The sequence below is a fragment of the Roseibium limicola genome (assembly GCF_017313085.1).
In the GTDB taxonomy this organism is placed as follows: domain Bacteria; phylum Pseudomonadota; class Alphaproteobacteria; order Rhizobiales; family Stappiaceae; genus Roseibium; species Roseibium limicola.
This window is the reverse complement of record NZ_JAFLNF010000005.1, coordinates 47,908-71,121: the sequence shown is the minus strand read 5'-3', so window position 1 is coordinate 71,121 and position 23,214 is coordinate 47,908. Positions and strand designations below refer to the sequence as shown.

The 23,214-nt window shown below is 59.0% G+C and carries 31 protein-coding genes and 1 CRISPR repeat array; of the genes, 3 read left to right on the top strand and 28 right to left on the bottom strand.

Features of this window, described 5'->3' with window-relative positions:
- Positions 1–8: 8 nt before the first annotated feature.
- The 8 genes from J0X15_RS12485 to J0X15_RS12450 all read right to left on the bottom strand — a co-directional run bounded on the left by J0X15_RS12485 (position 9) and on the right by J0X15_RS12450 (position 4,802).
- Positions 9–359: a hypothetical protein gene (locus tag J0X15_RS12485; protein WP_206941198.1), complete on the bottom strand. Its 351-nt coding sequence runs from the start codon at positions 357–359 to the stop codon at positions 9–11.
- Positions 356–784: a phage tail terminator protein gene (locus J0X15_RS12480; protein WP_206941196.1), complete on the bottom strand. Its 429-nt coding sequence runs from the start codon at positions 782–784 to the stop codon at positions 356–358. The genes J0X15_RS12485 and J0X15_RS12480 overlap by 4 nt, the downstream gene beginning before the upstream one ends.
- Positions 781–1,389: a phage virion morphogenesis protein gene (locus J0X15_RS12475; protein ID WP_206941194.1), complete on the bottom strand. Its 609-nt coding sequence runs from the start codon at positions 1,387–1,389 to the stop codon at positions 781–783. Before J0X15_RS12475 ends, J0X15_RS12480 begins: the two co-directional genes overlap by 4 nt.
- Before the next feature lie 8 nt (positions 1,390–1,397).
- Positions 1,398–1,829, bottom strand: a complete 432-nt coding sequence (locus tag J0X15_RS12470; RefSeq protein ID WP_206941192.1) for a gp436 family protein — start codon at positions 1,827–1,829, stop codon at positions 1,398–1,400.
- Between the two features lie 7 nt (positions 1,830–1,836).
- A complete protein-coding gene (locus J0X15_RS12465) occupies positions 1,837–2,217 on the bottom strand; it encodes a hypothetical protein (RefSeq protein WP_206941190.1) in 381 nt (126 codons plus the stop codon).
- Positions 2,218–2,338: 121 nt separating this feature from the next.
- On the bottom strand, positions 2,339–3,202 hold the full coding sequence (locus tag J0X15_RS12460; RefSeq protein ID WP_331461915.1) for a major capsid protein: 864 nt from the start codon (positions 3,200–3,202) through the stop codon (positions 2,339–2,341).
- A gap of 53 nt (positions 3,203–3,255) precedes the next feature.
- Entirely contained in the window at positions 3,256–3,639 is a 384-nt protein-coding gene (locus tag J0X15_RS12455) for a capsid cement protein (RefSeq protein WP_206941188.1), read from the bottom strand.
- Positions 3,636–4,802: a phage protease gene (locus J0X15_RS12450; protein WP_206941186.1), complete on the bottom strand. Its 1,167-nt coding sequence runs from the start codon at positions 4,800–4,802 to the stop codon at positions 3,636–3,638. The genes J0X15_RS12455 and J0X15_RS12450 overlap by 4 nt, the downstream gene beginning before the upstream one ends.
- Before the next feature lie 490 nt (positions 4,803–5,292).
- Between J0X15_RS12450 and cas9 the strand changes: the two genes are divergently transcribed.
- The 3 genes from cas9 to cas2 are packed head-to-tail and all read left to right on the top strand — an operon-like array spanning position 5,293 to position 9,878.
- Positions 5,293–8,544: a type II CRISPR RNA-guided endonuclease Cas9 gene (gene cas9 / locus J0X15_RS12445; protein ID WP_206941184.1), complete on the top strand. Its 3,252-nt coding sequence runs from the start codon at positions 5,293–5,295 to the stop codon at positions 8,542–8,544.
- Positions 8,545–8,601: 57 nt separating this feature from the next.
- On the top strand, positions 8,602–9,534 hold the full coding sequence (gene cas1, locus J0X15_RS12440; protein ID WP_206941182.1) for a type II CRISPR-associated endonuclease Cas1: 933 nt from the start codon (positions 8,602–8,604) through the stop codon (positions 9,532–9,534).
- Positions 9,534–9,878 (top strand): CRISPR-associated endonuclease Cas2, encoded by a 345-nt coding sequence (gene cas2 / locus J0X15_RS12435; protein WP_231710403.1) that lies wholly within the window; start codon positions 9,534–9,536, stop codon positions 9,876–9,878. The genes cas1 and cas2 overlap by 1 nt, the downstream gene beginning before the upstream one ends.
- Positions 9,879–9,951: 73 nt before the next feature.
- Positions 9,952–11,705: direct repeats of the CRISPR family, unit length 36 nt; unit sequence GTTGTAGCACTCTGGAAAAGTCAGGCCAACCGCAAC.
- 202 nt (positions 11,706–11,907) lie between these two features.
- Here cas2 and J0X15_RS12430 read toward each other — a convergent pair.
- The 20 genes from J0X15_RS12430 to J0X15_RS12335 all read right to left on the bottom strand — a co-directional run bounded on the left by J0X15_RS12430 (position 11,908) and on the right by J0X15_RS12335 (position 23,172).
- Positions 11,908–12,693, bottom strand: coding sequence for a phage head morphogenesis protein (locus J0X15_RS12430; protein ID WP_206941180.1), 786 nt, complete (start codon positions 12,691–12,693; stop codon positions 11,908–11,910).
- 2 nt (positions 12,694–12,695) lie between these two features.
- Positions 12,696–14,285 carry a DUF935 domain-containing protein gene (locus J0X15_RS12425; protein WP_206941178.1) on the bottom strand — a complete coding sequence of 530 codons (1,590 nt, stop codon included), beginning with the start codon at positions 14,283–14,285 and terminating at the stop codon, positions 12,696–12,698.
- Positions 14,285–15,958, bottom strand: coding sequence for a terminase large subunit domain-containing protein (locus J0X15_RS12420; protein ID WP_206941176.1), 1,674 nt, complete (start codon positions 15,956–15,958; stop codon positions 14,285–14,287). The genes J0X15_RS12425 and J0X15_RS12420 overlap by 1 nt, the downstream gene beginning before the upstream one ends.
- The gene (locus tag J0X15_RS12415) at positions 15,955–16,551 is read right to left on the bottom strand and encodes a DUF3486 family protein (RefSeq protein WP_206941174.1); all 597 of its coding nucleotides are present in this window, start codon (positions 16,549–16,551) and stop codon (positions 15,955–15,957) included. Before J0X15_RS12415 ends, J0X15_RS12420 begins: the two co-directional genes overlap by 4 nt.
- 1 nt (position 16,552) lies before the next feature.
- Positions 16,553–16,849, bottom strand: a complete 297-nt coding sequence (locus J0X15_RS12410) for a VpaChn25_0724 family phage protein (RefSeq protein WP_206941172.1) — start codon at positions 16,847–16,849, stop codon at positions 16,553–16,555.
- Complete coding sequence (locus tag J0X15_RS12405) at positions 16,846–17,193, bottom strand: DUF2730 family protein (RefSeq protein WP_206941171.1); 348 nt, start codon at positions 17,191–17,193, stop codon at positions 16,846–16,848. The genes J0X15_RS12410 and J0X15_RS12405 overlap by 4 nt, the downstream gene beginning before the upstream one ends.
- Entirely contained in the window at positions 17,190–17,399 is a 210-nt protein-coding gene (locus J0X15_RS12400; protein ID WP_206941170.1) for a hypothetical protein, read from the bottom strand. Before J0X15_RS12400 ends, J0X15_RS12405 begins: the two co-directional genes overlap by 4 nt.
- Complete coding sequence (locus tag J0X15_RS12395; RefSeq protein ID WP_206941169.1) at positions 17,374–17,604, bottom strand: hypothetical protein; 231 nt, start codon at positions 17,602–17,604, stop codon at positions 17,374–17,376. The genes J0X15_RS12400 and J0X15_RS12395 overlap by 26 nt, the downstream gene beginning before the upstream one ends.
- Positions 17,605–17,610: 6 nt before the next feature.
- Positions 17,611–17,838 carry a hypothetical protein gene (locus J0X15_RS12390; RefSeq protein WP_206941168.1) on the bottom strand — a complete coding sequence of 76 codons (228 nt, stop codon included), beginning with the start codon at positions 17,836–17,838 and terminating at the stop codon, positions 17,611–17,613.
- A 24-nt stretch (positions 17,839–17,862) separates the two neighbouring features.
- A complete protein-coding gene (locus J0X15_RS20190) occupies positions 17,863–18,519 on the bottom strand; it encodes a peptidoglycan-binding protein (RefSeq protein WP_231710402.1) in 657 nt (218 codons plus the stop codon).
- A gap of 107 nt (positions 18,520–18,626) precedes the next feature.
- On the bottom strand, positions 18,627–18,977 hold the full coding sequence (locus tag J0X15_RS12380) for a helix-turn-helix domain-containing protein (RefSeq protein WP_206941167.1): 351 nt from the start codon (positions 18,975–18,977) through the stop codon (positions 18,627–18,629).
- The gene (locus J0X15_RS12375) at positions 18,977–19,597 is read right to left on the bottom strand and encodes a regulatory protein GemA (protein WP_206941166.1); all 621 of its coding nucleotides are present in this window, start codon (positions 19,595–19,597) and stop codon (positions 18,977–18,979) included. Before J0X15_RS12375 ends, J0X15_RS12380 begins: the two co-directional genes overlap by 1 nt.
- A 3-nt stretch (positions 19,598–19,600) precedes the next feature.
- Positions 19,601–19,858, bottom strand: a complete 258-nt coding sequence (locus tag J0X15_RS12370) for a gas vesicle protein V (protein ID WP_206941165.1) — start codon at positions 19,856–19,858, stop codon at positions 19,601–19,603.
- 1 nt (position 19,859) lies between these two features.
- Complete coding sequence (locus J0X15_RS12365; RefSeq protein ID WP_206941163.1) at positions 19,860–20,072, bottom strand: antitoxin Xre/MbcA/ParS toxin-binding domain-containing protein; 213 nt, start codon at positions 20,070–20,072, stop codon at positions 19,860–19,862.
- A gap of 33 nt (positions 20,073–20,105) precedes the next feature.
- The gene (locus J0X15_RS12360) at positions 20,106–20,747 is read right to left on the bottom strand and encodes a DUF3164 family protein (RefSeq protein ID WP_206941161.1); all 642 of its coding nucleotides are present in this window, start codon (positions 20,745–20,747) and stop codon (positions 20,106–20,108) included.
- Positions 20,748–20,750: 3 nt separating this feature from the next.
- Entirely contained in the window at positions 20,751–21,134 is a 384-nt protein-coding gene (locus J0X15_RS12355) for a hypothetical protein (protein ID WP_206941159.1), read from the bottom strand.
- Complete coding sequence (locus tag J0X15_RS12350; RefSeq protein WP_206941157.1) at positions 21,131–21,343, bottom strand: hypothetical protein; 213 nt, start codon at positions 21,341–21,343, stop codon at positions 21,131–21,133. The genes J0X15_RS12355 and J0X15_RS12350 overlap by 4 nt, the downstream gene beginning before the upstream one ends.
- Positions 21,344–21,377: 34 nt before the next feature.
- Entirely contained in the window at positions 21,378–21,758 is a 381-nt protein-coding gene (locus tag J0X15_RS12345; protein ID WP_231710401.1) for a transcriptional regulator, read from the bottom strand.
- Positions 21,755–22,402 (bottom strand): hypothetical protein, encoded by a 648-nt coding sequence (locus tag J0X15_RS12340; RefSeq protein WP_206941156.1) that lies wholly within the window; start codon positions 22,400–22,402, stop codon positions 21,755–21,757. The genes J0X15_RS12345 and J0X15_RS12340 overlap by 4 nt, the downstream gene beginning before the upstream one ends.
- Complete coding sequence (locus J0X15_RS12335; RefSeq protein WP_206941154.1) at positions 22,402–23,172, bottom strand: AAA family ATPase; 771 nt, start codon at positions 23,170–23,172, stop codon at positions 22,402–22,404. The genes J0X15_RS12340 and J0X15_RS12335 overlap by 1 nt, the downstream gene beginning before the upstream one ends.
- Between the last annotated feature and the right edge of the window lie 42 nt (positions 23,173–23,214).

The window sequence follows — 23,214 nt, the reverse complement described above, 5'->3', positions numbered from 1 at the left end:
TAGGTCTCCTATGATGTCTTCACGGACGTGCCGCGCGTTGCGCTGTCCTCCAGACGGGGCGCGGCATTGACCGCGACGGCCGCTTGGCCTTGCGACGCCTTTGGCTTCGGGTTCTTTTTCCTTGATGGCTTTGGTTTGGGCGTAGCCGCGCCTAAAACTCCGCCGTCATCCCGGACCGCGTGTGGCGAAGCCGCATCGCGAGATCCGGAGCCTGCCCCGGACTTGATCCGGGGATCCAGCGCATCTGCTGCGGGCTCTGCCCGCTCCAAAAGCCGACCAGGCTTTTTTTCTTCCCGCACCCGCTCCCCCGTCTTCGGATCGCGGATGTAGCGGCCACCTGTTCGCGGCTCATAGGTCATGGCTGTTCCTCCAGGTAGGTCGGGACGGAATAGCGGTCCTCAAACCAGACCGCGCCGCCATGGGCCTTGATCAGATCCCCGGAAATGTGGCTGACGGGTTCAGCAGCATCAGAGGGTTCAAAACCGATCAGACGCGCGCGGACAAAGGCCTTCAGGCCCTCAATGTCATCGGCAGCCTGCCCCATCCGGGCACCGCTCAGATTGTCGGTGACGATGACGACAGCGATATCCGTCTCAAGGCGCTGCAGAATGCGCCCAGTGACGCGCTCGTTTTCACCGCTGGCCTCATCCGCCACCATCACATAGGCGGCAGGTGTTCCGGAGCGACGCTTTTCGATCAGAGAGAAATCCGCAGCTCCCCCGACCGTTTTAAAGACCGTTTGAAGCTCCAGTAACCGAGCGATTATATCGCGCACGAGGGTCATGAAAGACCCCCATCCGTGATGGCGCTGTAGTGGTTTTCGGCAATCACCAGGATCGTTGCCCGGTCCTCGTCGGAGAACCCCAGATAGGGCCTTGCCGGTATAACGATGGTCCGCTCACCAAAGGTCACCGGCTTCTCGAAGGCACGCTTATGGGCCTTTTTGGCAAAGAGTGTCTGCGTTCCGACTTTCCGGAACTTCACTTTCCGCGATTGGGGATACTGGGTGACCGTGCCGCCCGTCTGGTGGATCGCGGCATAGACGAGATTGGTTCCCACAGACGCCTCGGTCTTCGTGGCCTCGCCGCTGATCGACTTGTAGAGCCGGTTCGTCTCTCTCAGTAGTTTCGGTGTGATCGGGCCAGTGCCCCCTGAACGACCATGCGTTTTCCGTTTTGCCCTCGCCTTTGCAGTCCTTGGCGCATGGCGCTGCCAGGGCGTGCCATCGGGCGCGCTTTCTGTCTCAAATCGACGTTGCACGGAAAACAGCATTGCCGCCTGGATCTCGTTCATCAGCGCACCGGTCTCTCCTCCTGCCTCGGCAACGCGGCTCAGGGCCGCATTGATTTGGGCATCTTCAATGGTGATGAAGGGGGTGGTGTCAGCCATAACGATCCCTAAAATCCAATAAGCGTGTCACGGGAAAACACCCGATCCGGTGCAGACACCTGAACCTGACCGCCACTTGTCTGGCTGGATGCGGCTCCCTCGGCCTCAAGCTGCACCGTGCCTCTGGCCACATCCTTCAGCCAGGCAATCGCTAGGGCGTAGTCCCGCGTCACCGGGTCGTCCTTGTCGGTTCGCCGTCCATGCAGGAAATACCGGGCAATCTCGCAAATGATCCGGGTCAGAACAGCAGGCACCGGATCCAGCGGCAGCCGGTAGAGCTTGGCCAGATAACTGTCCGCCAGGTTCTCCGCATCCGCGATATGGGCTGCAACCATGTCCTCGTCGATGGTGGATGCAGGCAGGTTCACCCGGTCGGTGAGCTGGATTAGCTCGTCCTCGCCAAACCGATCAATCAGATCCTGCCGGGTTGCATAAGCCATGAGCAGCTTAATCCTCTGCAGCCTGAACAACACGCTGAACGACACCTTGGCCTTCAAGCTTCCGGAACTCGGCGTCCGGCAGTTCCACCGGATCACCGATCCCGTGAGACACCCCGTTGCGCCGGAGCGGCAGCATCACGATTGCCGGAACTGTAGTCGGCGCTTCGTCTTTGCTCGGTTGCTCAATTTGACCGCTTGTGTCCGGTTCTGTCGTCGTGGTCGCAGGATTAGTCTTGTCCTGGGCCGTTTCTAACGTCGTTTCTGGTGCTGCCGTTTCCGGCTTGGCAGGGGCTGTCTTGGGGGCCACTGTCGCTGTTGTTGCCGCTGTGGCGGTTTTGGGAGTGGCAGCTGTCTTGGGCGTGGTGGCTGTCTTGGGTTTACGGGCCATGGAAGTCTCCTCAACCAACTGCGTTCTGGATGAAGTAGCCAACGTCCTTGGCAACGATCAGCTCCTTGACCCGCTCGCCGGTGCGAATGCGCACACCGCCCTGAAGGCCGACATCCTTGTCCTAGATCCGGCCCGACAGTTTGCTGCCGTATTGGGCCGTAAAGCCGAAGGTGATGCCGCCGCCCTGCGGGTTGGCGATGGGGTTGAGATGCAACAGGGCAAGGTGATTGCCCCAGGCCCGGGCCAGGTTGACGTCTTGCCCCGGACGGGCCGTGTTGTACCAGGCATCCCCGACCAGGATTTTCGAGATCCCTTCACTGGAAAACAGATCCAGGAACTGCTGCCGGGTGACAATGCCCTCTTCGGTCAGATTGCCCTTCACCGCATTGACAATCTTCGGGTGGGACGACAGTTTCGACCAGACGCCCCGGCCCATCACCAGCGTGTTGGGCGCAAAGATCAGGGTGGATTCCAGCCCGGTTTTCAGAACCCCGATCGGATCCGAATTGGCATAGTCGGAAAACTGGTCCGTGCCCGCCAGGGTCACCTGCCGCGCAGGCGCATAATTGGCTGCATTGTGAACCATGCCCGCAACACGCACCTCGCGCACATTGGCCAGCGTGTCCGTCAGCATCATGGTCGCATGGCCTTCCGGATCAAATTTTGACACCTTCCGGCTGCGCGCTTCCGAGGCCGCATCGATGTCCGAATAGGGGATTGGCGACTCGAAGCCAAAGTCCTCGACCTCGTCGGTCTTTTCCGTGCCGCCGCACTCCAGCTGCTGGACCCGACCACGACGACCGACCCGGCCGTCCGGAATGTTGAAGGCCTCTTCCAGCGGATATTCGGTCCAGGCGAATTTTTCCGCACCGACCGGAACGCGCGGCAGAACATCGTCGGCGATCAGGGTCTGGGACGGGTTGCGGTAGCCGATCGCAATCGCGGTCAGGATCGGATCGACAGTAAAGGGACGGTTCGGTGCCATGGGAGCCTCGATCTGGAGAGAGTGTCGGGTTTAAAAAGCCCGCGTGATCCGCGTTAAGCCGGTTCGTGCAGAAGGCCGGGCGCGACAAAAAAGTCGATGACGTCTCCGGCAATGCCGGGCTGATCCGCAAAGCCGACAAAGCGCACGGTCTCGCCTGCAGCGGCCGCCGCCGCCACCGCCATGCCATTGGCATCGCTTGTCAGCGGATCCCCGGCACTGACCGCCTCGCCCAGTTCAACGGAGGCAAGACCGGCGCGGACCACATCACTCATCTGGCCCGCATCGCCGCCCATCTTGTCGGAAACGCCCATCAGCAAAGACGTCTCGCTGGTGCCTTGCGCAACCTTCTGGCTGGTCGCCGCATCGGAAAACGCCACAAGCCGGAACGGAGAAATATCGGCAGAGGCCTCATAGGACCGGATGAAGGACGGGATCATGTCTTGAGCTCCCCCTTGAGCTGGAGTGTTTGCACGGCAGCGACAGCAGCGGCGAAGTCGATCTCCTGACCGGCTTCCAGCAGCTTTTTCTGGTGAGCGGTGGCAGCAGCGGCAATCAGTGCCGGATCGGCATCGTCAGCATCATCGCCCTCGGCCTTTTTCTGACTGCCAAGCTGGGTCCCGGTCAGGACCGGCGCTCCGGCGGTGAAGGCCTCAAAGGCGGTCAGGTTGGACTTGGCCAGGGACAGGCCCCAGTCCTTCAGCGCCGGGGGCAGCTTGCCGGTCTCGATGGCAGTGGCAACCACCTCTTCGGCCTTGTCGGTCTCAACCGTATCGCGCAAGGAAGCGAGATCCGCCTGCAGGGCCGTGACCTGTTCAATCGGCACATATTTTGCCGGATCGGGCTTCACAGGATCAGACTGGGCCAGATTGGCTTTTGACGCCTTCGCCAGATCAGCCACCGAGGCCGCGATGATCTTCGCATCAGAACTCTTGTCGAGCCCGGCGGCCAAGGCAATGGCGCTGAGGCCAGTTGTCAGGGACGTGATGGAAGCCAGCGCCTCCCCGTCCCCCGCGCCCTTGGCCAGGCCAAGAGCTTCAAGGATCTCATCCATGTCGGGTCCTTTGGTTTGAAGAGAAAAAGCACGGGCGGCAATAGCCTCAAGATCCATCGCGGGCATGTTCAACAGCGCCGCATTGCGCAGGGCCGTGACCCGGCCCGCCGTGTCGCGGGTGAACAGCGGAGAAATGTAGCGATATTCCGAAGCTTCGATCGCGGCCCTGGCGGCAGCGGTCCAGTCCACCCGGCCATAAATACCGTCCTTGCGAACATCGAAGCCCTTGACCCAGCCAGCAGCCTTGGCCGTGCCGCCAACACCTGGAATAGCGCCAAAGGCCGACTGATGATCATAATCAATCATCATGTCCGTTCCGCCGAGATAATCCTTGGTCCGGGCAACGATCGCCTGCATGGCGGTCTGGTCGCCCGCGTCAAACGGCCCACGGCCATCGCGGGCCTTGAAACTGCCCGCCGGGATCAGCCGGATCCAGATGCCAGACTGATTTCCACCAGTCTTCCCAGCCGCCATCTCAGACGTCATCTCGGGCGTCAGGGCGACCGGGTCAGCGGCGCAGATCTCAAATGGGTGGGGTTGCTTGCTCATGGCGCAAGAGTGCCCGGGAGCGAGTAGGCAAAACACCCACGCGGGTGCGCGGGTGATGGGTCGGATCTATTGACGAAGTGATAGGTGGATCATGCCGGAAGCGGAAAGGAAGCGCAAATCGGTATCGGAATGATCGTAGGCAATTGTTACGTACTGGGCAGACGAGAGCCTGAAAGAGTAAGCCAAAGCAAGCCAGACAGTCGACTCGCCAAGAACTCCAAAAAAGAAATGGCCCGTTCCGGAGAACGAGCCATTCCGCATTTAGTGGACTAAATCCTTGTTAACGGAAAGCCCGACTTTTCCAGAGTGCTAAATGCTACTAATAATTAGCAGGCTGTCATCTGGCACGCAAGCAGGTCGTGCGTTGAAAGTTTATACAACAATGACGGTTTACAAGACTGCCCGGCACACTTTTAATCGGCTACCGACGGCGCAAAGAGGCTTCATTTGACCGTTCTGGGCACCCGTATTTTACCGAAAAGAGATTTTCATGGCATGGCGTCTTGGATTGGACCTTGGATCGAACTCACTCGGATGGGCAGCGCTGGAGCTGGCAGAAGACAGTGGTGTTCTGGTCCCCTGCGGACTTGTGGATTGCGGCGTCCGGATTTTTTCGGATGGACGTAATCCGAAAGACAAGCAGTCCAATGCTGCAAAACGGCGGGAACCTAGAGCGGCTAGGAAAAATCGTGACCGTACCGAGCGTCGTCAAGCGCGGCTAATACGCCAGTTGATTGCCCATGGCCTGTTTCCGGAAGATCCTGCGGCAAGAAAAGCTTTGGAGGGCGGAGCAAGCACGCCCTTGCAAGACAGCGATCCCTGGATCCTGCGTTGCCGGGCACTGGATTCCCCCCTCAATCCGCACCAGATCGGACGGGCGATATTCCATCTGCATCAACGCCGCGGCTTCAAATCAAACCGCAAAGCAGACCGAGGCATCTCCGACAGCGGTATGATTCATGAGGCAACAAAGCGGACTCTCGAGCGTTTGAAGGCTGAAGGCGCACGTACCCTCGGTGAGTTGTTCGGGCGCCCCCGCCTGGAGGCGCTTGAGCACAATTCCAAGGCTGAGCGTGGCAAGAGAAAGCCGCAACCACTGGCTCGTGTCCGGAAATCCGGTACCGGTTCCCAGGCCCAATACGATTATTACCCGACCCGGACATTGGTTCTGGAGGAATTTGATCGAATCTGGGGGGCGCAGAAAAGTCACAGTCCGGAAGCATTCGCGGACACTGCTTGGGCAGAACTGCGCGATACCATCGAATGGCAGCACCCCCTGAAACCTCAGCCTGTCGGCCGGTGCACTCTATTGCCCAACGAAGAACGGGCTCCAAAAGCGCTGCCGTCCTTTCAACGCGCGCGCATCTATCAAGAGGTAAATGCGCTGCGGACGGCCCCTGTCGGTGCGCCAAGTCAAGGTCTGACGACCAGCCAACGGAACAAGATCGCGGAGCGTCTGCTGCGGCCGAGCAACAAAACCGGCCGGGTGACATTCGACCAAATCCGCAAATTGAAAGGGATCGAGCTTTACGATCCTTTCAATACTGAAACAGATAAACGCAAACACCTTGACGGAGACCTGACGGCCGCCAGACTCATTCAGGGTGATCGCTGGGGGCCGAGCTGGCTTGATCTACCGCTCATCGAGCAGGACGAAATCGTGCTCAGGCTGCTTGAGGATGAAGACGAGAACATTCTCCTCGATTGGCTTTGCACGAGGCATGGAATCGAACGCGATAAGGCTATCCGTGTCGTTGACTGCCCTCTGCCCGACGGCCATGGTAACCTCAGCAAGGCGGCAATCGATCACATCCTACCGGAGCTTGAGCAAGCCGTAGTTCCCTATTCCGAAGCTGTCCAGTTGGCTGGTCTTGGGAGTCATAGTCAGCTGGGGACTGGAGAGGTCTTCGATGAGGGGCTGCCCTATTACGGCATGGCCCTGGAGCGGTCGGTCGCCTTCGGCTCAGGAAAGCCGGATGACCCGGACGAGATCCGCTATGGCAAGATCGCCAATCCGACAGTACATGTAGCACTCAACCAAGTGCGCGCTGTTGTCAACGATCTCATCCGCCGGTTCGGTGCACCTGATCAGGTGGTGCTGGAACTGGCCCGTGACCTGCCTCTGTCGGCCAAGGGCAAAACCGAGCTGGAGGCGCAACAGAAGAAGAATCAGGACGCCAACGACAGGCTGCGACACCGCTTGGCATCGGAATTTTCACCTCCGATCGAGGACAGCTACGAAAACAGATTGAGGCTTCGCCTTTATGACGAGCTGGACGCGCTCGGCAAGCGCTGCGTGTTCAGCGGGCGCCAGATCGGCCTCAGCGAGCTGTTCACCGACCAGATCGAAATCGAGCATATCCTGCCGTTTTCACGTACCCTCGACGACAGCTTGTCGAACAAAACCCTGTGTGTACGCCAAGCCAATCGCGACAAAGGAAACCGCACTCCCTTTGAGGCGTTTGGAACATCGCCAGCAGGATATGATTGGGAAGATCTCTCTGCTCGGGCAGCTGATCTTCCCCCGGGCAAAATTTGGCGTTTTTCTCCCGATGCCATGAACCGCTTTGAAGCTGAAGAAAGCGGTTTTCTGGCCCGACAACTTGGTGACACACGTTATATTTCCCGGATTGCCAAGGCCTATCTGGAGACACTTTACGGAGGCTCAGGCCACAAGGGTGGCGAAAATCACGTCTGGGTCGTGACAGGTCGGTTGACCGCAGACCTGCGCTGGACTTGGGGACTCGACAGTGTTCTGCGCGGCCACAATGACCAGGCCTCCGCCAACCAGAAAAAGAACCGCAATGACCATCGGCATCACGCCATCGATGCAATCGTCTGTGCCTGTACCGATCGTCGCATTCTGCAGGCCGCGTCCAGCGCAGCTGCCAAAAGCGAACAGGAACACACCCGCCGACTGCTGGCGGATACGCCGGACCCGTGGCCTGGTTTCAGAGACGAGGTTGCAGAAACGGTCCGAAAAATGATCGTTAGCCACAAGCCTGACCACGGCATTCAAGGCGCCATGCACAACGACACGGCCTATGGCCTGGTGCAAGGGCCGAATGGAGTTCCTGACAAAAAGGGCATTCGGCCAGTCGTGACCCGTAAGCCTCTTGATAGCGATGCATTCAAAACACCCGAAAGTCTGGAGAAGATCCGTGACCCGGCTTTGCGCTTAGCTTTGCTTGAGGCCACGGTCGGCCTGACCGGCGCAGAGTTCAAGGCCAGGCTTCTGGAGGTTTCGTCCGCAATGAAGCCTCCAGTCTACAAGGTCCGCATCGAAGAACGGATGAATGTCATTACGTTTTCAGACGACAGCGGAAAGCCCTACAAGGCCTATAAAGGGGATGGCAATTATTGTTACGACATCTGGGCCGACAGCAAAAGCAAGTGGACCGGAGAGGTGATTTCCACGTTTGAAGCCTATCAATTGGCGCGAACCGATCCGCAATGGTGGCGCACCAAAATCGGACGGAAGGGCCAGCCACTGATCCTGCGGCTGCGTAAAGGGGATTATCTAGAGTTTGAACATGAGGGGCGGCGCTTGATTGCTCAAGTGGCCAAGTTCACGACCGGAAAAATTAGCTTGGCTGAACACTTAGAAGCAAATGTAGATGCGCGCACGCGAGATGCAAAAGACGACCTTGCGTATATTACAAAGGCACCCGGAGTCTTGCAGAAGCTTAATACCCATCAAGTCACTGTCTCGCCTTCAGGAAGGGTAAAGATTCACAATTAATATGGAAACTGCTCGCAATTCGACTCGGTGCTGGCACTCTGACGCGAGGAGGAAGCCATGCACAACCGGATTGTCGAAATCGTATCAGATGGGGTCCATATCAGCGTGTCCCGCGGATTTCTGAAACTCAGCCTAAAAAGTAAAACGGTAGGACAAATTGCCATTGACGATATCGCCGGACTAGTCATTCGTGGTCACGGAGCCAGTCTCTCGGCAAATATCTGTTCCCGGCTGGCAGACGCCAACGTCCCGGTGATCATTTGTAATGACAGCCAGACACCGGCTGCGGTCATTTGGCCGGTTTCCGGACACTTTGCCCAAGGCTTGCGCATGCAAGCCCAGGCAGTCGCCAACAAACCTGTCTCGAAACGGCTTTGGGCACAGCTGGTCAAGACGAAAATCATGGCGCAGGCCTTTGTTCTGGAACAGGCGGGTCGAAATGCACACGATCTTCGGGAAATGTCTCTCCGGGTGAAGTCCGGGGATAGCGGAAATCTGGAAGCACAAGCTGCCAGACGCTACTGGCCCCGCCTTATGGGAGTTGACTTTCGCCGTGACCGGACCGCTGAGGGAATAAACGCAGCGCTCAATTACGGCTATGCAATTTTGCGGGCGGCGGCGGCACGTTCAATTCTGTCCGCCGGGTTGCATCCTTCCCTGTCCCTGAACCATCAAAGCCGTGGTGATGCCCTGCGACTGGCTGACGATCTGATGGAACCCTTCCGGCCATGGATCGACCTATGCATCGTTGAGTCGATAAATACCAGCAACAGGGATTCAGAGTTGGTACTTGATCCGGATCTGAAGGCCGATCTCGTCAATGTCCTGTCGCAGGACCTGCACAGCAACCATGGGGCCAGTCCCCTTCAGCTATGCATGGACCGACTGGCTCAATCTCTCGCCGGAGTGTTTCTTGGAGAGAACAAGGCGCTGGATCTTCCCGGAATACCCGTATTTTCAGGCAGTCCGACAATGCAGGCTGCGGGTTGATGGTGCCGGCAGCTACTCACTTCAGCGGATATCAGTTTATGTGGGTCATGGTATTATTCGATCTTCCAGTCATGAACCGAGCAGAACGCAGGGCCTATACGCAATTCAGAGACTTCCTGCTCGATACCGGTTTCGAGATGGCGCAATTTTCCGTTTATCTCCGCCACACTAGCGGCAAAGAAGCTGTAGATGCCTTGATTCGCAAAATTGAGGCCGCCATGCCAACAGAAGGAAAGGTCGACATTTTGCAGTTTACCGACAAGCAGTATGAAAATATCGTCTGCCTGCGCGGACGAAAACGAAATGCTGCCCAGAAAAATCCGAGCCAGCTGGTGATGTTTTGAAGGCCTTTGAAGCAGAAAACCCGGGCAATACGCCCGGATTTTCTTTGAAAAACATCCACTTGCGGATGAGCCGGTTGTAGCACTCTGGAAAAGTCAGGCCAACCGCAACCACCTTAGAGAAAGGGTCTGGATTGCTGCCGTTGTAGCACTCTGGAAAAGTCAGGCCAACCGCAACAAGCATCGCAAGATCACGGCGAAGATGCGGGTTGTAGCACTCTGGAAAAGTCAGGCCAACCGCAACTGGGCGCTTGACCGTTCATTGTCGGTTTCCGTTGTAGCACTCTGGAAAAGTCAGGCCAACCGCAACGACGGGCTGAAGACCCTTTCGAATGACATTGTTGTAGCACTCTGGAAAAGTCAGGCCAACCGCAACGTCAACGCCCCTCGTGCCGTGCCGAGTGCCGTTGTAGCACTCTGGAAAAGTCAGGCCAACCGCAACAAAGCACGCCGCCAATGCTCGGATCAATCAGTTGTAGCACTCTGGAAAAGTCAGGCCAACCGCAACCTAGGTAGTGTAGGGGGATGCTCATGCAGACGTTGTAGCACTCTGGAAAAGTCAGGCCAACCGCAACGGGGTTGATGAAGGTGTTCTTTGGGTCCAAGTTGTAGCACTCTGGAAAAGTCAGGCCAACCGCAACGGCAATCGTGATCTCCCCCAAGGCCGACGTGTTGTAGCACTCTGGAAAAGTCAGGCCAACCGCAACCTCTTGGGACGATGGCGTCTTTGAGTGGAAGTTGTAGCACTCTGGAAAAGTCAGGCCAACCGCAACTAAGTCCGTTCATTGCCCGGTCGGCTTTGGGTTGTAGCACTCTGGAAAAGTCAGGCCAACCGCAACACTACAACGAGTTTGACCCATACGCCGCGCAGTTGTAGCACTCTGGAAAAGTCAGGCCAACCGCAACTCGCTTCGATGCTGGGGCTCGTCGCCGTAGTTGTAGCACTCTGGAAAAGTCAGGCCAACCGCAACCTCGGCGGGCCTGACTTGTCAGCAGGCGTGGTTGTAGCACTCTGGAAAAGTCAGGCCAACCGCAACTGGGGCAAGCTCAAGGACAGCATCACGTATGTTGTAGCACTCTGGAAAAGTCAGGCCAACCGCAACTACGTTTTCAACTTGTCCTCGATCCTATGGGTTGTAGCACTCTGGAAAAGTCAGGCCAACCGCAACGCCACGCCAGGCGGGGGAAATATTGGCTGAGTTGTAGCACTCTGGAAAAGTCAGGCCAACCGCAACTGAGAAGCCACTAGGCTCCACCACTCCCCTGTTGTAGCACTCTGGAAAAGTCAGGCCAACCGCAACTAAATCTGACGCTGTTCTTCAATAGGCCTAGTTGTAGCACTCTGGAAAAGTCAGGCCAACCGCAACTCAATGCCCTCCGGTACAGTCGTTGAGGTAGTTGTAGCACTCTGGAAAAGTCAGGCCAACCGCAACTGGCTGGATAAGGGGAGGGCTGAGTGATGAGTTGTAGCACTCTGGAAAAGTCAGGCCAACCGCAACGATGTAAGAGGAGAGGCGCTGCGCGTTGGCGTTGTAGCACTCTGGAAAAGTCAGGCCAACCGCAACTGCCGTGACGAAGTGCGTGGGGACCGATGGGTTGTAGCACTCTGGAAAAGTCAGGCCAACCGCAACGATGGAGTTTGAGGGGGCAAGGCGCTGCACGTTGTAGCACTCTGGAAAAGTCAGGCCAACCGCAACGAACGGACGGGTATATTTACTACCACGACCGTTGTAGCACTCTGGAAAAGTCAGGCCAACCGCAACATAGTGAGCAACCGCAGCAGGAGACCACTGGGTTGTAGCACTCTGGAAAAGTCAGGCCAACCGCAACCTAGATACGTTCAACAAGCCTCAAGCCTGGCAGAATTGATCCCGGCTCGACTCCGTAATTTCCAGATGAAACACCTTCCCCCCCTCTCCGCCCCTTCTCCACTTCGCCGTTAAACACCCTTTAAACAGGCAGGAGCGCCTTCAGCCGTTTCTGGCCATCATGATGCATCCAGCGCCTTAAACCGAGCTCTACGGCCTTCCTGTCAAACATCCCGGAATTCCGGTTCACCCATCGCCAGAACCCGCTTCACGGTCTCAGTGTGCCCCACCTTGCCCGGATTGTAATCCCACCCTGGATCAATCCCGTCCGGGATCTGCCGGGTCTCGCCGGTCCGCTTGTTCGTCCAGGCTTGAAACGAGATTCGCGGTGCCTCAAACACCAGCGCCTCACCTGCCGCCAGCAGCCGGTCAATATCCCTCTGCGACAGGCTTTGCAGGGTGCAGCGGCAGTTCCAGCCATTGGGCGGTGCAAAGAGATCCCAGAAGGGATCATCAATGGGCAGCACCAGATTGTGCAGCCGCTGGTGCTGGGGCCGGGTCAGCCCGTCCTGAACGGCCACATAACGCAGAAAGGGGCGGCTGGATCTCGTGCGCTCAAACCCGGACCAATGTCCCGCTGCATACGACACATTCATATTGGCATCAAAGATCGTCCGCAAACGGCGCATAGAGCCAAGCCGAACCTTCACCTGCTCGCCCGTCAACGGATCCACTTCAATCGCCTCGCCCCACCAGCCCTTGCGGACCAGTTCCGGCTTGATCGTCCGGGCGAAGCTGTCGACGGTTTCTCCTTGTGCCAGGGCTTTGAGGAGTGCTTCCCAGATGTCGACCAGGATGTCGTGGCCGGTGGATTTGGCGACTGTGAACATGGCCCCATGATCCTGGGCATAGACATCTTGCCAGGCGAACGTCGGATCCAGCCGATAGCCCCGCGTCTGCAGCGACGCTATGGCAGCTCTTGGCGGCAGGGGCTTGAAGCTGGCCGCCATGGCTATTCCGTCCCCTCACCTGTCTCCCCGGAGATCCGGGCAGCAAAGCTGGCCTTGGCAAGTGTGTCGGCCAACGCCGTCACACCGAGCGTCTCAAGGCGGCGCTGGAAGATCGCCTTAGCTTCCTCGATCGTCGTGGCTGCCGCCAGGTCGTCCTCCAGCCCGGCAATCACCGGCTCCACCAGCGGCACCCAGACGTCATCAGCCAGAATGTCATCAATCGCCCGTTCAAACGCATCCGGCTTGGGGAGCTTTCCCGCCGAACTGATCCGCATGGCCTCTGCCCGCGTAGCTGTCCCTGTCTGATCCCGATCCAGCCCCGGCTTGGGCTCTGTCTTTAAAGTCGGCTCGGAGGCACGTGGCCCCATCAACAGGTCCTCTTTGGGATCCGGATCAGGCAACCCCAGATGATCGCGCATGGTCGACATGCCGACCTTCAGGCCGAGCGGCACCAGCGCCACCACATTCTTGACCAGCGCCTCAATGTCCACCTCGTCCGGGCGGCCAATCTTCAGCCTAGGATAGGCACGCCGTGGCCCGAAGTTGAGATCCACCAGAGGCCGCACCAGATCCCGGTTGAGCGTCGCGCCCAGCTGGCGCGCATCTGCCAGCTCGATATCATCGCGCACTCCATCATGGACTTTCGCAGTGGCATAGCCGCCAGCGGTCGCATCCGTGGTCTGGGTCTGGCCCAGCACCAGTTTGGAGACCTGCCGGTCGAGCCAGTCCGCGCGTTTTTCATAAAGATCATGCGATCCGGAGAGACTGGCCTCGATGAACTCGATGGCCATGCTTTCAGGAACAATGGCAGAAAAGTCCGCGCCGATGTTGGCGACAGCCTGATGCAGCTTGTCCTTGTCTTCATCGCTGGCACCGGGCCCGAACTTGCCCAGGCGCAAAGGCTGGCCATAGGCCTCGGAAAAGATCGCCCAGTCTTTCAGGGAAAACGACTTGAACAGGAACGCCCAGGCAGCGCCCCGTGCCAGACCGCCCCGGATCGGCAGGCCGGACTTGACCTTGCCAAAATGGGTGATCCAGCCAAAGGGCCGCAACGGCTCATCACCTCCCAGCCCCCTGAGCAGCAGCGTTTCGCCATCATCCTGGTCAAAGCGGAACCAGCGCGGATCACGCCACTTGAACGCCTTGGGTCGCCATTGGCCCTCGGATGTGTCCCACAGGATCTCGGTCGCCGAAAACCCCTTGCCGACAGCGTCCAGAACATCGAACAACTCATCCTTGAAGGCATCCCGTTCGGTGATCTCGCGCACCAGATCGGCCGCTTTGACATCTTCTGGGCTGTCGGTGGCCGCTTCCACCGTGATGTCCAGCGACGACACCTGCCGTTTGCGGGTGCCCAGCACCCCGGCATAATGCTCATTGCGCTCTTCCATATCCTCGGCCAGCGCCAGATAGCGCTCCGGATCCCCGTCAATGCTGGAGCGCAGGATGGCGGCCAGCCGCGTTGGCGTCAGGCCGCTGGACGGATGCATCGAGTGACTGCGGTTGATCTGGCGGATCTGGGGCCCGGCCTGTTCAACCTTCAAAGACCTGGACGAGACCGGACGGCCATAAGGATCGACAAGCTGCACCATCAGAATATCCCCCGTGATCGGCGCAGGGATCCCATCCGGAACGAACCGCCCCCATCCTGGCCAAAGCCATCCTGCTCATGATTGCCTTCATCAAACCGGCCGCGATTTGGGGTGACCGGCTCATAGTCAAACTCGCGCCACTGCATGCGGCTGGCGTAATAGGCCAAGGCAAGCGCGATGGCATAATCCCCGTGCCGCTTCTTGCCCTTCACCCCTTCCCTGAGCGGCGGCACACGCGGCACGCCCCGCACGGTCTTGACGGCCCTCAGATCAGACAGGTGGTCCGCGTCCGCACTGATTGCCAGCACATCGTCCTCGAAGGCAGCTTTCAGGGGAGGCATTTCCAGCCGGTACCAGGTTTCCGAGAAGTGGATTGGCATGACGATGCCGGCGCCTTTCGGGTCTTCGCGCAGGCCAAACAAACGGCCCATATCCTCGGCCACCGTCCAGCCCATGCCCGTGGCATCAAAAGCGGCCCCCACAAGCCGCGTTTGAACGGCCTTTAAAACCGTCCTTGTGATGGCCTTTTGTTCATCGCCCGGCACATTCCTCAGCTCAAAACACAGCGCCTCGCGCCGCTTCAGATCCTTCTCAATGGCCAGCAGGCTGCCGACCGTCAGATCCGAGACACGGGCAAAGTCAAAGCCGAAGGCATAAAGCACATCGAGCGGCAGCTGATCGAGGGCAGCCTTCAGCTCGGCCATGAACGGGGCCATCAGGATGGCCTGCTCCAGCTTGTTCTTGTGCAGATAGTCCGTCGGCAGTTCCAACCTGAGAATGGGCGCATTGGAGGTCATCCGCGCCTCGATCAGGGGAGCGGCCAGCCAGGTGCCCGATCCCATGGCGGGAATGCAGAACAATTCCTCATCCGCCCCATCACCGTAAAAATCAATGATGTCTTGCCGGAACCCGGCTTCGCCTTCCGGCGTCCAGGACTGACCCTGAACCAGACTGATCCGCTCGAATAGACCCTGTTTCAGGGCATCATCCAGATCGACCCGCATATGGGCGTATTTGGAGCGCCCGGCCAGAATGTCCTGGACCTGAATGTTGAACTCGTTCTCGCTGCCGTCATGGGTCGAACAGACCACCACCTGGCCGCCCCACATGAGGAAGGCCAGCGCGGCCTTCAGAAGTTCCTTCAGATTGTCAACGAACGCCGCCTCATCGATGATCACCAGCCCCTGTTTGCCGCGCAGGGATCTTGGCGCAGACGACAGGGCGACAATCTCAAAGCCGGAAGCAAAGCGAATGCGAAAGGCCTGAATGTGCCGGGTCTCGTCAGGCGCGTTCGGGTCTGTGTCTTCAAACAGGAACTCGTCCTGGGCGATGGCCGCCGTGGCATAGGCCCGGGCCCACATGGCACAGGCGTCGATGAACTCGCGGGTCATCTCCTGGCTGTAGGAGATATACATGGCGTCCATGCCGCCGGCACGCTTGTCCCGGGCGGCACGCAGAACCGAATAGGACGCAAGCCCCCATGTCATCCCTATCCGGCGTGATTTCTCGATGAAGAGGACCCGGATCGCGGTGGTTTCCAGAAGGCCGACTGCGTTCGACTGGTATTTGAGCAGGACATTCGGCAGACCGACCTGATCGGCGATGTCGTCGATCGCCGCCACGCTTTCACGGCGCAAGTCTTCCCATTGTTCCTTTGAGATCGGTGCGTTCATGTCTGGACGCCCAGGATTTGTGCCTTGATCGCTTCGGCCGTTTCAGCCGTAAGCCCCTTGACCCGTGCGACCGTCTCAACCGCTTCGGTGGCTTTGTCAGCAAAATCCTTTTCCACCTTCTGGCGTCTTTGGGTCGACACCCCCTGTGCCTGGGCAGCGGCCCGCAAGGCACCGGCGAGATTCAAGGCGCCCTTCGGGTCTATGCCGCTTTCACCCGCATCGGTCAGCAGCTCGAACACCAGTGTCTTGACCGCTTCTGCTGCAATCAGCGTCAGATCGTCGGACGCCTCGGCATCGAACTTGTCGGCGATCGATCCGGCAATCTCACGGGTTTCCTCGAGGCGACGGGTGAGCATCGCCAGTTTCAGGGAATAGCGATTGAAGGCTGAAAACGACGGGATCTTGAACTCGATCTCGCCGCGCTGTTCGCGCAGCACAGCTTCAAGCCGGCCGTGGAACTCCTGGTAGATGTCGGTCTGGGTACGCTCGCGCATGCGCAATTCATTGGCGGCCCAGGCGATCGTGTCATCGCACTCAGGTGGCAGTTGCTCAATTGCGGAGAGCCTGCCCCGGCCCTTGTGGCGCCTTGCCATCTCAGCCTCCGATCGAAGGTTTCAGCACACCTTCAAGAAAGCTACGCCGTTCAACGTGATCCAGACCGGCCCGCAAAAGTTCGGCAACCTTGATCGACCCAGCCTCGGTGATCTGGATCGCACTCAGCTCTTCAAGCCTGGTGAGTTGCTGGCGAATGTACTCTCGGCTTTTCGAGTGACCGAACGTCTCGAGCACATGGGACAGCATGGTTTCGTTGAGGCGATGGTCCGCCTCCTGCGCAAGGACCTTGAGGATGATCAGCCGGCAATCGGCTGCCGCGTGTTCCTTGTAGTTCACGACTTGCCTCCACCGTTGACCGTGTTCGTCAGAAGATAATCATCGATCCGGTTGGCGACCCGGCCGACCGCTTCCAGCTTCGTTGAAACCGTGTCGAGGTTTCCGCCCATTTCGCTGAGCTTGAGGTCAAGCGAATGGAAATCATCCTTGGTCGGAAGGTTCGCCGTGTGGGTTTCAAGCGACTTGATCCGGTCCGCCTGGGCGTCGTTGTCATCCTTCAGCTTCTGGATCTCCAGGGCATTGGCCCTCGAGCCCCGTGTCAGCCAGGCAATGATAAGGGCCATAAAGCCGAAGACCATGCCGGAAATGCTGAACACCGCTTCGAGGGTCTTTGCGTCGATCATGAGGATGGGCGGCCCTTACCGCAAAGCGCCGTCCATTTGGCGTTGTAAACTTTGATCTGCTCGATGGTTTCGCCAGTGTCCGCCATTGACCAGCGGATCGGCGAAACCGCGCCGCAATAGACCAGCGGCTTCCGGTCGCCCTTGGCCGCACCTGGCGTGCTGGCAGCAATAACGGTCGTGTTAGTCCCGCCGGAACCCGTCGTCATCGAGCAGGCGCTCAGGATGAGCGCGCAGCTCAGCGCGAACCCTCTCGCCAGCGTCCCTTGCGGTTTGAAGTGCCTTTGTCGCATCGCTCAGGATCTCCGCAACGGCCTCCGCCCGGCCCGCCTTCAAAAGACGCCGTTCCCGCACCGAGGTCGCAACTTCCGACAGGAAGGCGGTCAGGGCGCGAAGGACGGCGAGCCAGCTCATGCCCGGTTAGACGATTTTGCTCTTGGCCACGACGCGGCCATAGATGGCGAGAGCAACACCTGCGAGCGCGACGATGCGATCCCAGGCGGCAAAGGCTTCCTCGACGAGGCCGCCGAGCTCGGCCTGGTCGGCTGCTGTCAGGTCGATGCCGAAGAACCCGGCAATGATTGCAAGCCCGGCGATCAGCCCGCCCCAGATGCTCTTTGAGCGGACCGCGGATTTGACGTCATTCATGGGAATTCTCCTGTGCGTTGAGGCCTAGAGGGACTTGAGAGCAGCCTTGAGTTTTCTGGCAGTCTTCGGCCCGACAAGGCCGTCAGGAACAAGACCGGCCGTTTTCTGGAATGCCCTGACCGCCCGATAGGTCTGCGGCCCGAAATCACCGTCCGGATCGGCCTCATGGCCAAGACGCGACAGGCTGACCTGCAAGGCCCTCACCTCGTCGCCGTGGTCGCCGGCGCGCAGCAGGCTTGAGGCTGCTTTCTCCACCCGTTCAGAAATGACAGGCGCTGCTGCGGTGGCAGCCGGATTGCTGGTGCCGGGATAGGCTGGCCAAGGCAGTTGGAAATGCGGTCCGTCGAAGAACGAACGCCAGTCGCCGCCCCATTCGACAGGCACACCGAGTTCATCGGCTGCCTGCTTCATGGCATCGGCAATTGTGTAATAGAGCGGAACCTCCCAGGAGATACGGCTTCCGACCATGGCGACAAGATCTACCGCATGCCCGGACAGGTGCCGGGAGTTCATGGTTCGGGAGGCACCTTTGCGCACAAGCTGCCGCTGCCGGGAGAGCGTTCGCACGCCTTCGGTGACCTGGAACGGCTGAAGGGTGATTTCGGCTGCGCGCTCGATGATCCTGACCAGATCAGGATGGACGCCTTCAATGCGTTTCAAGCTTCGCTTGGTGAGGGTCATGATCGGCGATCCCGGTTCGGTTCGGGTCGCTCAGTGACCCGACTGTCGAAAACAGGATGCGCGCTTCAAAGCACGAAATTCACCCACGCGGATGCCGGGGTATAGGCCTAGACTTCAAAGAAGGAGAGCTGATTGCGATTGGCTTTTCTGGCAAACCACCGGCGCACGGTCGTCTGGTCCACATGGAGCTTTCGGGCGATTTCGGCCTTGTTCAGGCCACGCTCGATGAGCACTGCCGCAATCCACGGCTTTGGGATCGGAATGCGAATGAAACCGACGCCAAGTCGCTCGGTGAGCATGACCATTTTTTCTGCGCCGGTCAATTTGACGATCATGGATCTCGAGGGGCTGTTCCCGAAATACAGCTCCGTCCCACCGAAGGCCAAAAAGAACTCAACGGCGAGATCCTCACCAAGGATCTCCACATAGGCCTCGATATGGGCGGGGCATACCGTCATTACACTGATGCTCTCAGCAATCGGCCAAGGTCGTTCTGCACCTCGATCCATTCCTGGTCTGAAAAGTCTGCCGGCAACTCTTTGGCGGTTTTGCCCGCAAGATAGGACGTCATGGTGGCAGCTGGCGCGGCATCCTTCCTGATCAGCTCAGACCAGATGTGCAGGCAGATCTGGAACCGGAAGTCATTGTAGGCCGGCGGCAGGCTCTGATCCTTGCGAAAGAGCCCATCGTTTCCGGTCTCCCGCCGGAGGATTGCCTTGAGCGCATCAATTGCCTTGTCGGCATCGCCAGCGTCTTGCAGGAACCGAAAATGATCGAGGCCTGTCTGGCGTTTCAGAAAGGCGATCATTGCCTTGTCCGAACGGTTCTTGATTACGCCGAGGTTATAGCCGGCGATCCAGAGTGCCTGGAGTTTCCCGGCAAACTTGCCCGTAGCCCTGCCGTATGGATTTGCCGCAGGTTTGAGGCCTTCCAGAACGCTGATGACCTTGCGCCGCTCTGTTTCGCTCATGTCCGCCGACGAACGCTTTCCGGTTTCCCGGTGAAGGAGGTCGCGGTACGTGTCATCGTCGAGGCCGCAATCACGTTTCAGAACGTGTATCTTCGCAATGAAGGACATCTCTCAATCCTTGTAGAAACTAAAGCCGTTCTTCCCGTCTCCCACCGCCCCCGCGTCGCCAAGTGGCTCGGGGGCCGTTCTGGCAACCAGCTCTTGTTTCAAGAGCTCCGTGGTGACGGTCTTTAGCGCGCCGGTCAGTTCCGGCAATCGGCTCAGGCGATGGCGGCGCCGGTGCGCAAGACCCAGAAGTTCTTTGCGCCGCCGTCTTAGTTCAGCAGTCTCACTCAACTCGTACACACTCGGGTTGGTGAGGTGGGACATCTCAGCTGCGCTCGTCCATCTTGTCGATCAACTCAAGGACCAGTTCGACCCGCCCTTGCGCGACCAGTGCCGCCGGAGCCCTATTCCCAAGTTCGGGATGGGGCGTGCAGACCCATTCCATGGACTTTTCGGGCCGGAAATGAGCTTCTAGTCGGCGCCCAACAGCGCGAACATGGTTCCAGAAAAGATCGCTATCGGCTTGACTTGTCGTCATATTGGTTCCTCCAGATGTTCGCTTTCAGGCTTCTCATGCCGCTTTCGCCAGATCGATCGTGACCGGCTCCCAGGCCGCTTCCGGATCGTCCCGCCGGTAGAAGCGGACATAGCTCTTGGAGCCGGTCACCCGCATGGCATCGCGGATCGCCTCCATGGCTTTCAGCCAGCGTTCGTCCTCGATATCGAGCCGCAGCAGCATGAAGATTTCAGATCGGTTGATCTGCCCCTCCCGATCCGTGTTGAATGCGCGCGTGATAATGCCCCGAATTTCCGGCCGCGCATCTGCCGACCATTCGTTCAGGCATTCATCGACCAACCCCTTGGCCACTTGCAACTGCGGACCAAAGTCAATGAAATCCGCCACCTGCACCTGGACCTTCATACAGCCGTTCAGGCTCTGATAGGTCCGATTGCCTTTCTTGCCGCCTTTCGCCTGGCCGTACTCCTGGCGCAGGAGTGCGTCGAACTCTCCAAGATCCGTGAACGTATGCCCGCGGAAACGGGCAAGCTGCGCAGAAAGATCTTCGGCATAGCCCATCACCTTGCGGACCAATTCGTCCTCCAGCTTGGTCTGGGGCTTTATCAGCTCCAGAGGCACCAGGTTGTTCTTCGCATCGCGCATATAGGGCTTGCCCTCTACAAGCACGGTGCCGTCGTCCTTCGTGTCTTCCATGGGTCAAACCTCCTTTGAAGCAATGCGTGCTCGGCGATCGGGATCCGGATCACCCATCAGCTGCGCCGTGACATCGGGGCCTATGGAAGCCCGGATGTTGGAAGCCGACGATTTCGCGCGGTAGCGACGCGAGCCGATCGCTCCCCCCGCCATGGGATCGATCTGATCCGTTTCCTCGATCGGCGCAGCCATTCGGCGCCGAAGCAGGCTCGCCGGCCCCTGCCCGAGCTTTCGCACAGCGCGCCAGCTTTCGATCATTCCCATGGCTTCGCCGCGCGTGCAGTTCAGCTTGCGCGCAATAAACTCGAAGTCCTTACCCATCGCATAGAGACCGATCAGCAAGGCCAGATCGATTTCGGTCCAGGACTTGATGACATGCCCTCTCATGCTGCGCCCTCCGGCTTGCGGATCGGCACAGGACGCTTTGCCACCGGAAACAGCGCGATCTTTTCATCGCTCAAGTCGATCATGGTCGGGCGAACCGCTACGCTTGCTGCTTCCAGATGCGCAGCCTGGTCGGCGCCTGCCTGGATCCTCTCGGCAACCAACATGAGGCTGCGTTTCAAATCCTCGGTGCTGTCACTTTCCATGGACATAAAAGCCATCCTGGCCAGGGACGTGAGATCTTGGCTAAGCATGTTTGACCTCTTTCAGTCGTGAGTGAGGACAACCGGACCGACAGGCCCGGTGGAGTTTCGTGCGCATGGCATTGGTCACGGCACGGGGCTTTTTCTGCCAGGAGAGACAGGTATCGCGGCCGATCTCCCCGAGGATCGGGCAGTCGACAACGGCTCCCATGAGCGCACCGCGCACCTTGTCTTCCACCTTGGAAAGATCACCGGGATATTTCGCCGAGATCGTCTGGCTGATGACTGCCGCCGAATAGCCAAGCCGCCTGGCGCAGGCGTTCAGACCGTCACGGTCGGCGAGGTTTGCCAGTTCGCTGACCCACTCGGGCAGCTGGCCATTCCAGGCAGCGGCCGCTTTTTCGTGCATGGTGGGAGGGGTCAAGCTGCGCACTCCTGTGCCAGAGGCCGTCCCATGATCTCGCGACGGTTCGGGTCATAAACCATCTTTGATTTCAGGATCTTTGGGGCATCCGGCCCCGTGTTCATGGACGGCTTCAACCGCCAGATCCGGGCAACCGCCGCACCGCCGGGCCGCAGCACCTGCAGATACCCGGTCTTTTCCAGGAGCCCCGCATAGCTCTGCGCCGATTTGACGGTAACCAGCACGTCGTCGGTGCTCGATGTGACCGCCAGCTCCTGCTTGGTAAATTGCGGCAGGCTACGCATGGCCGTCCACATATTGAGCTGGCCAAGGCCGAGGACCCCGGCCGTTCCATCTTGGTTGAGGATTGGTGTTGCGCTCGGACGGCGCAGCAGCCGGTAAACCTCGCGCCGGATCTTGCCTTTGTGCGTCTCAAGACCGTAGGTGCCTTCAATGGTATCGACAGTCTCGATGTATCCGGCCTTTTTGAGCCGGCGCAGGAAGTCGTCGATCCCCTTGTCGAGCGGATCATTTGCACGCTTCGCAATCTCGGCCCGCGTGAAATGGTTCTCTTTGCCAAGATCGCGGATCACGCTCCAATAATAGTCCCGGCCACATTGCACAGGTGTCCCGGCGGTCACCCTTAGTTCCAGCTGGATCGGCATCAGGCAACCCTCACTGCTGAGTGACGGGCCATGCGGCGCGGTGGCTCGCCCGTATAGAACCAGCCGGCGTCAAAGCTGCCGGCATCGAAGGCCTGCTGGCGGGTGTTACGAGCCTGCTCCCCCATCTTGTTGAGGTTCACCACGATCCGCCGGGCCCGCCCCGCAGCCTTGTCGACCAGGAGATCCATCAGGTCATCGCTCAAGGTGAGGGTCGGACAGAAGAGGTCCGCCAGAGCGCGGGCGTCGTCCTGGTCGCAAGGCTCGGCCGGAACCCAATCCAGCACCCGATTGTGAACGCGCTCCACCTTCATGAGTTTTCCAGGCAACTGTTCTTCGCCGATCAGCAGAACCGGAACCTGAGAATGCTCCTGGATCTCGCGCACCAGTTCCAGCATGCCCTTGTCGGCCAGCTTGTCTGCCTCATCGATAATGAGCGGGCGCTCGAAATCATCGCCCAGAGCCATGATCGCTTCGGTGGTCAGATCCGCGATTGTCGAGCGCTGCGGCCTGACGTCTGCCTCGGCCAGAAGGTTCTCCAGGAACTTCTTGCGGGTCCAACTGTCGCCCACTTCAAGACGCAAGGCCCGGCGCTTGTTGGTGGCATAGATCGAGGCATAGGTCTTGCCATAACCGGAATACCCGTGGAACACCCCAATGCCGGGCAGATGCGGTCCCCGGTGGATCAGCGTCTCTACCAGTGCCAGGAACCGTGCCACATTCTTGAGTGCTGCAAGCCCGCCCGAATTCAAAGACGTATCTCTGTCCCCCATCGCTAACTCCATCTCAGGTTTGACTACGAGACCTCGAGGATT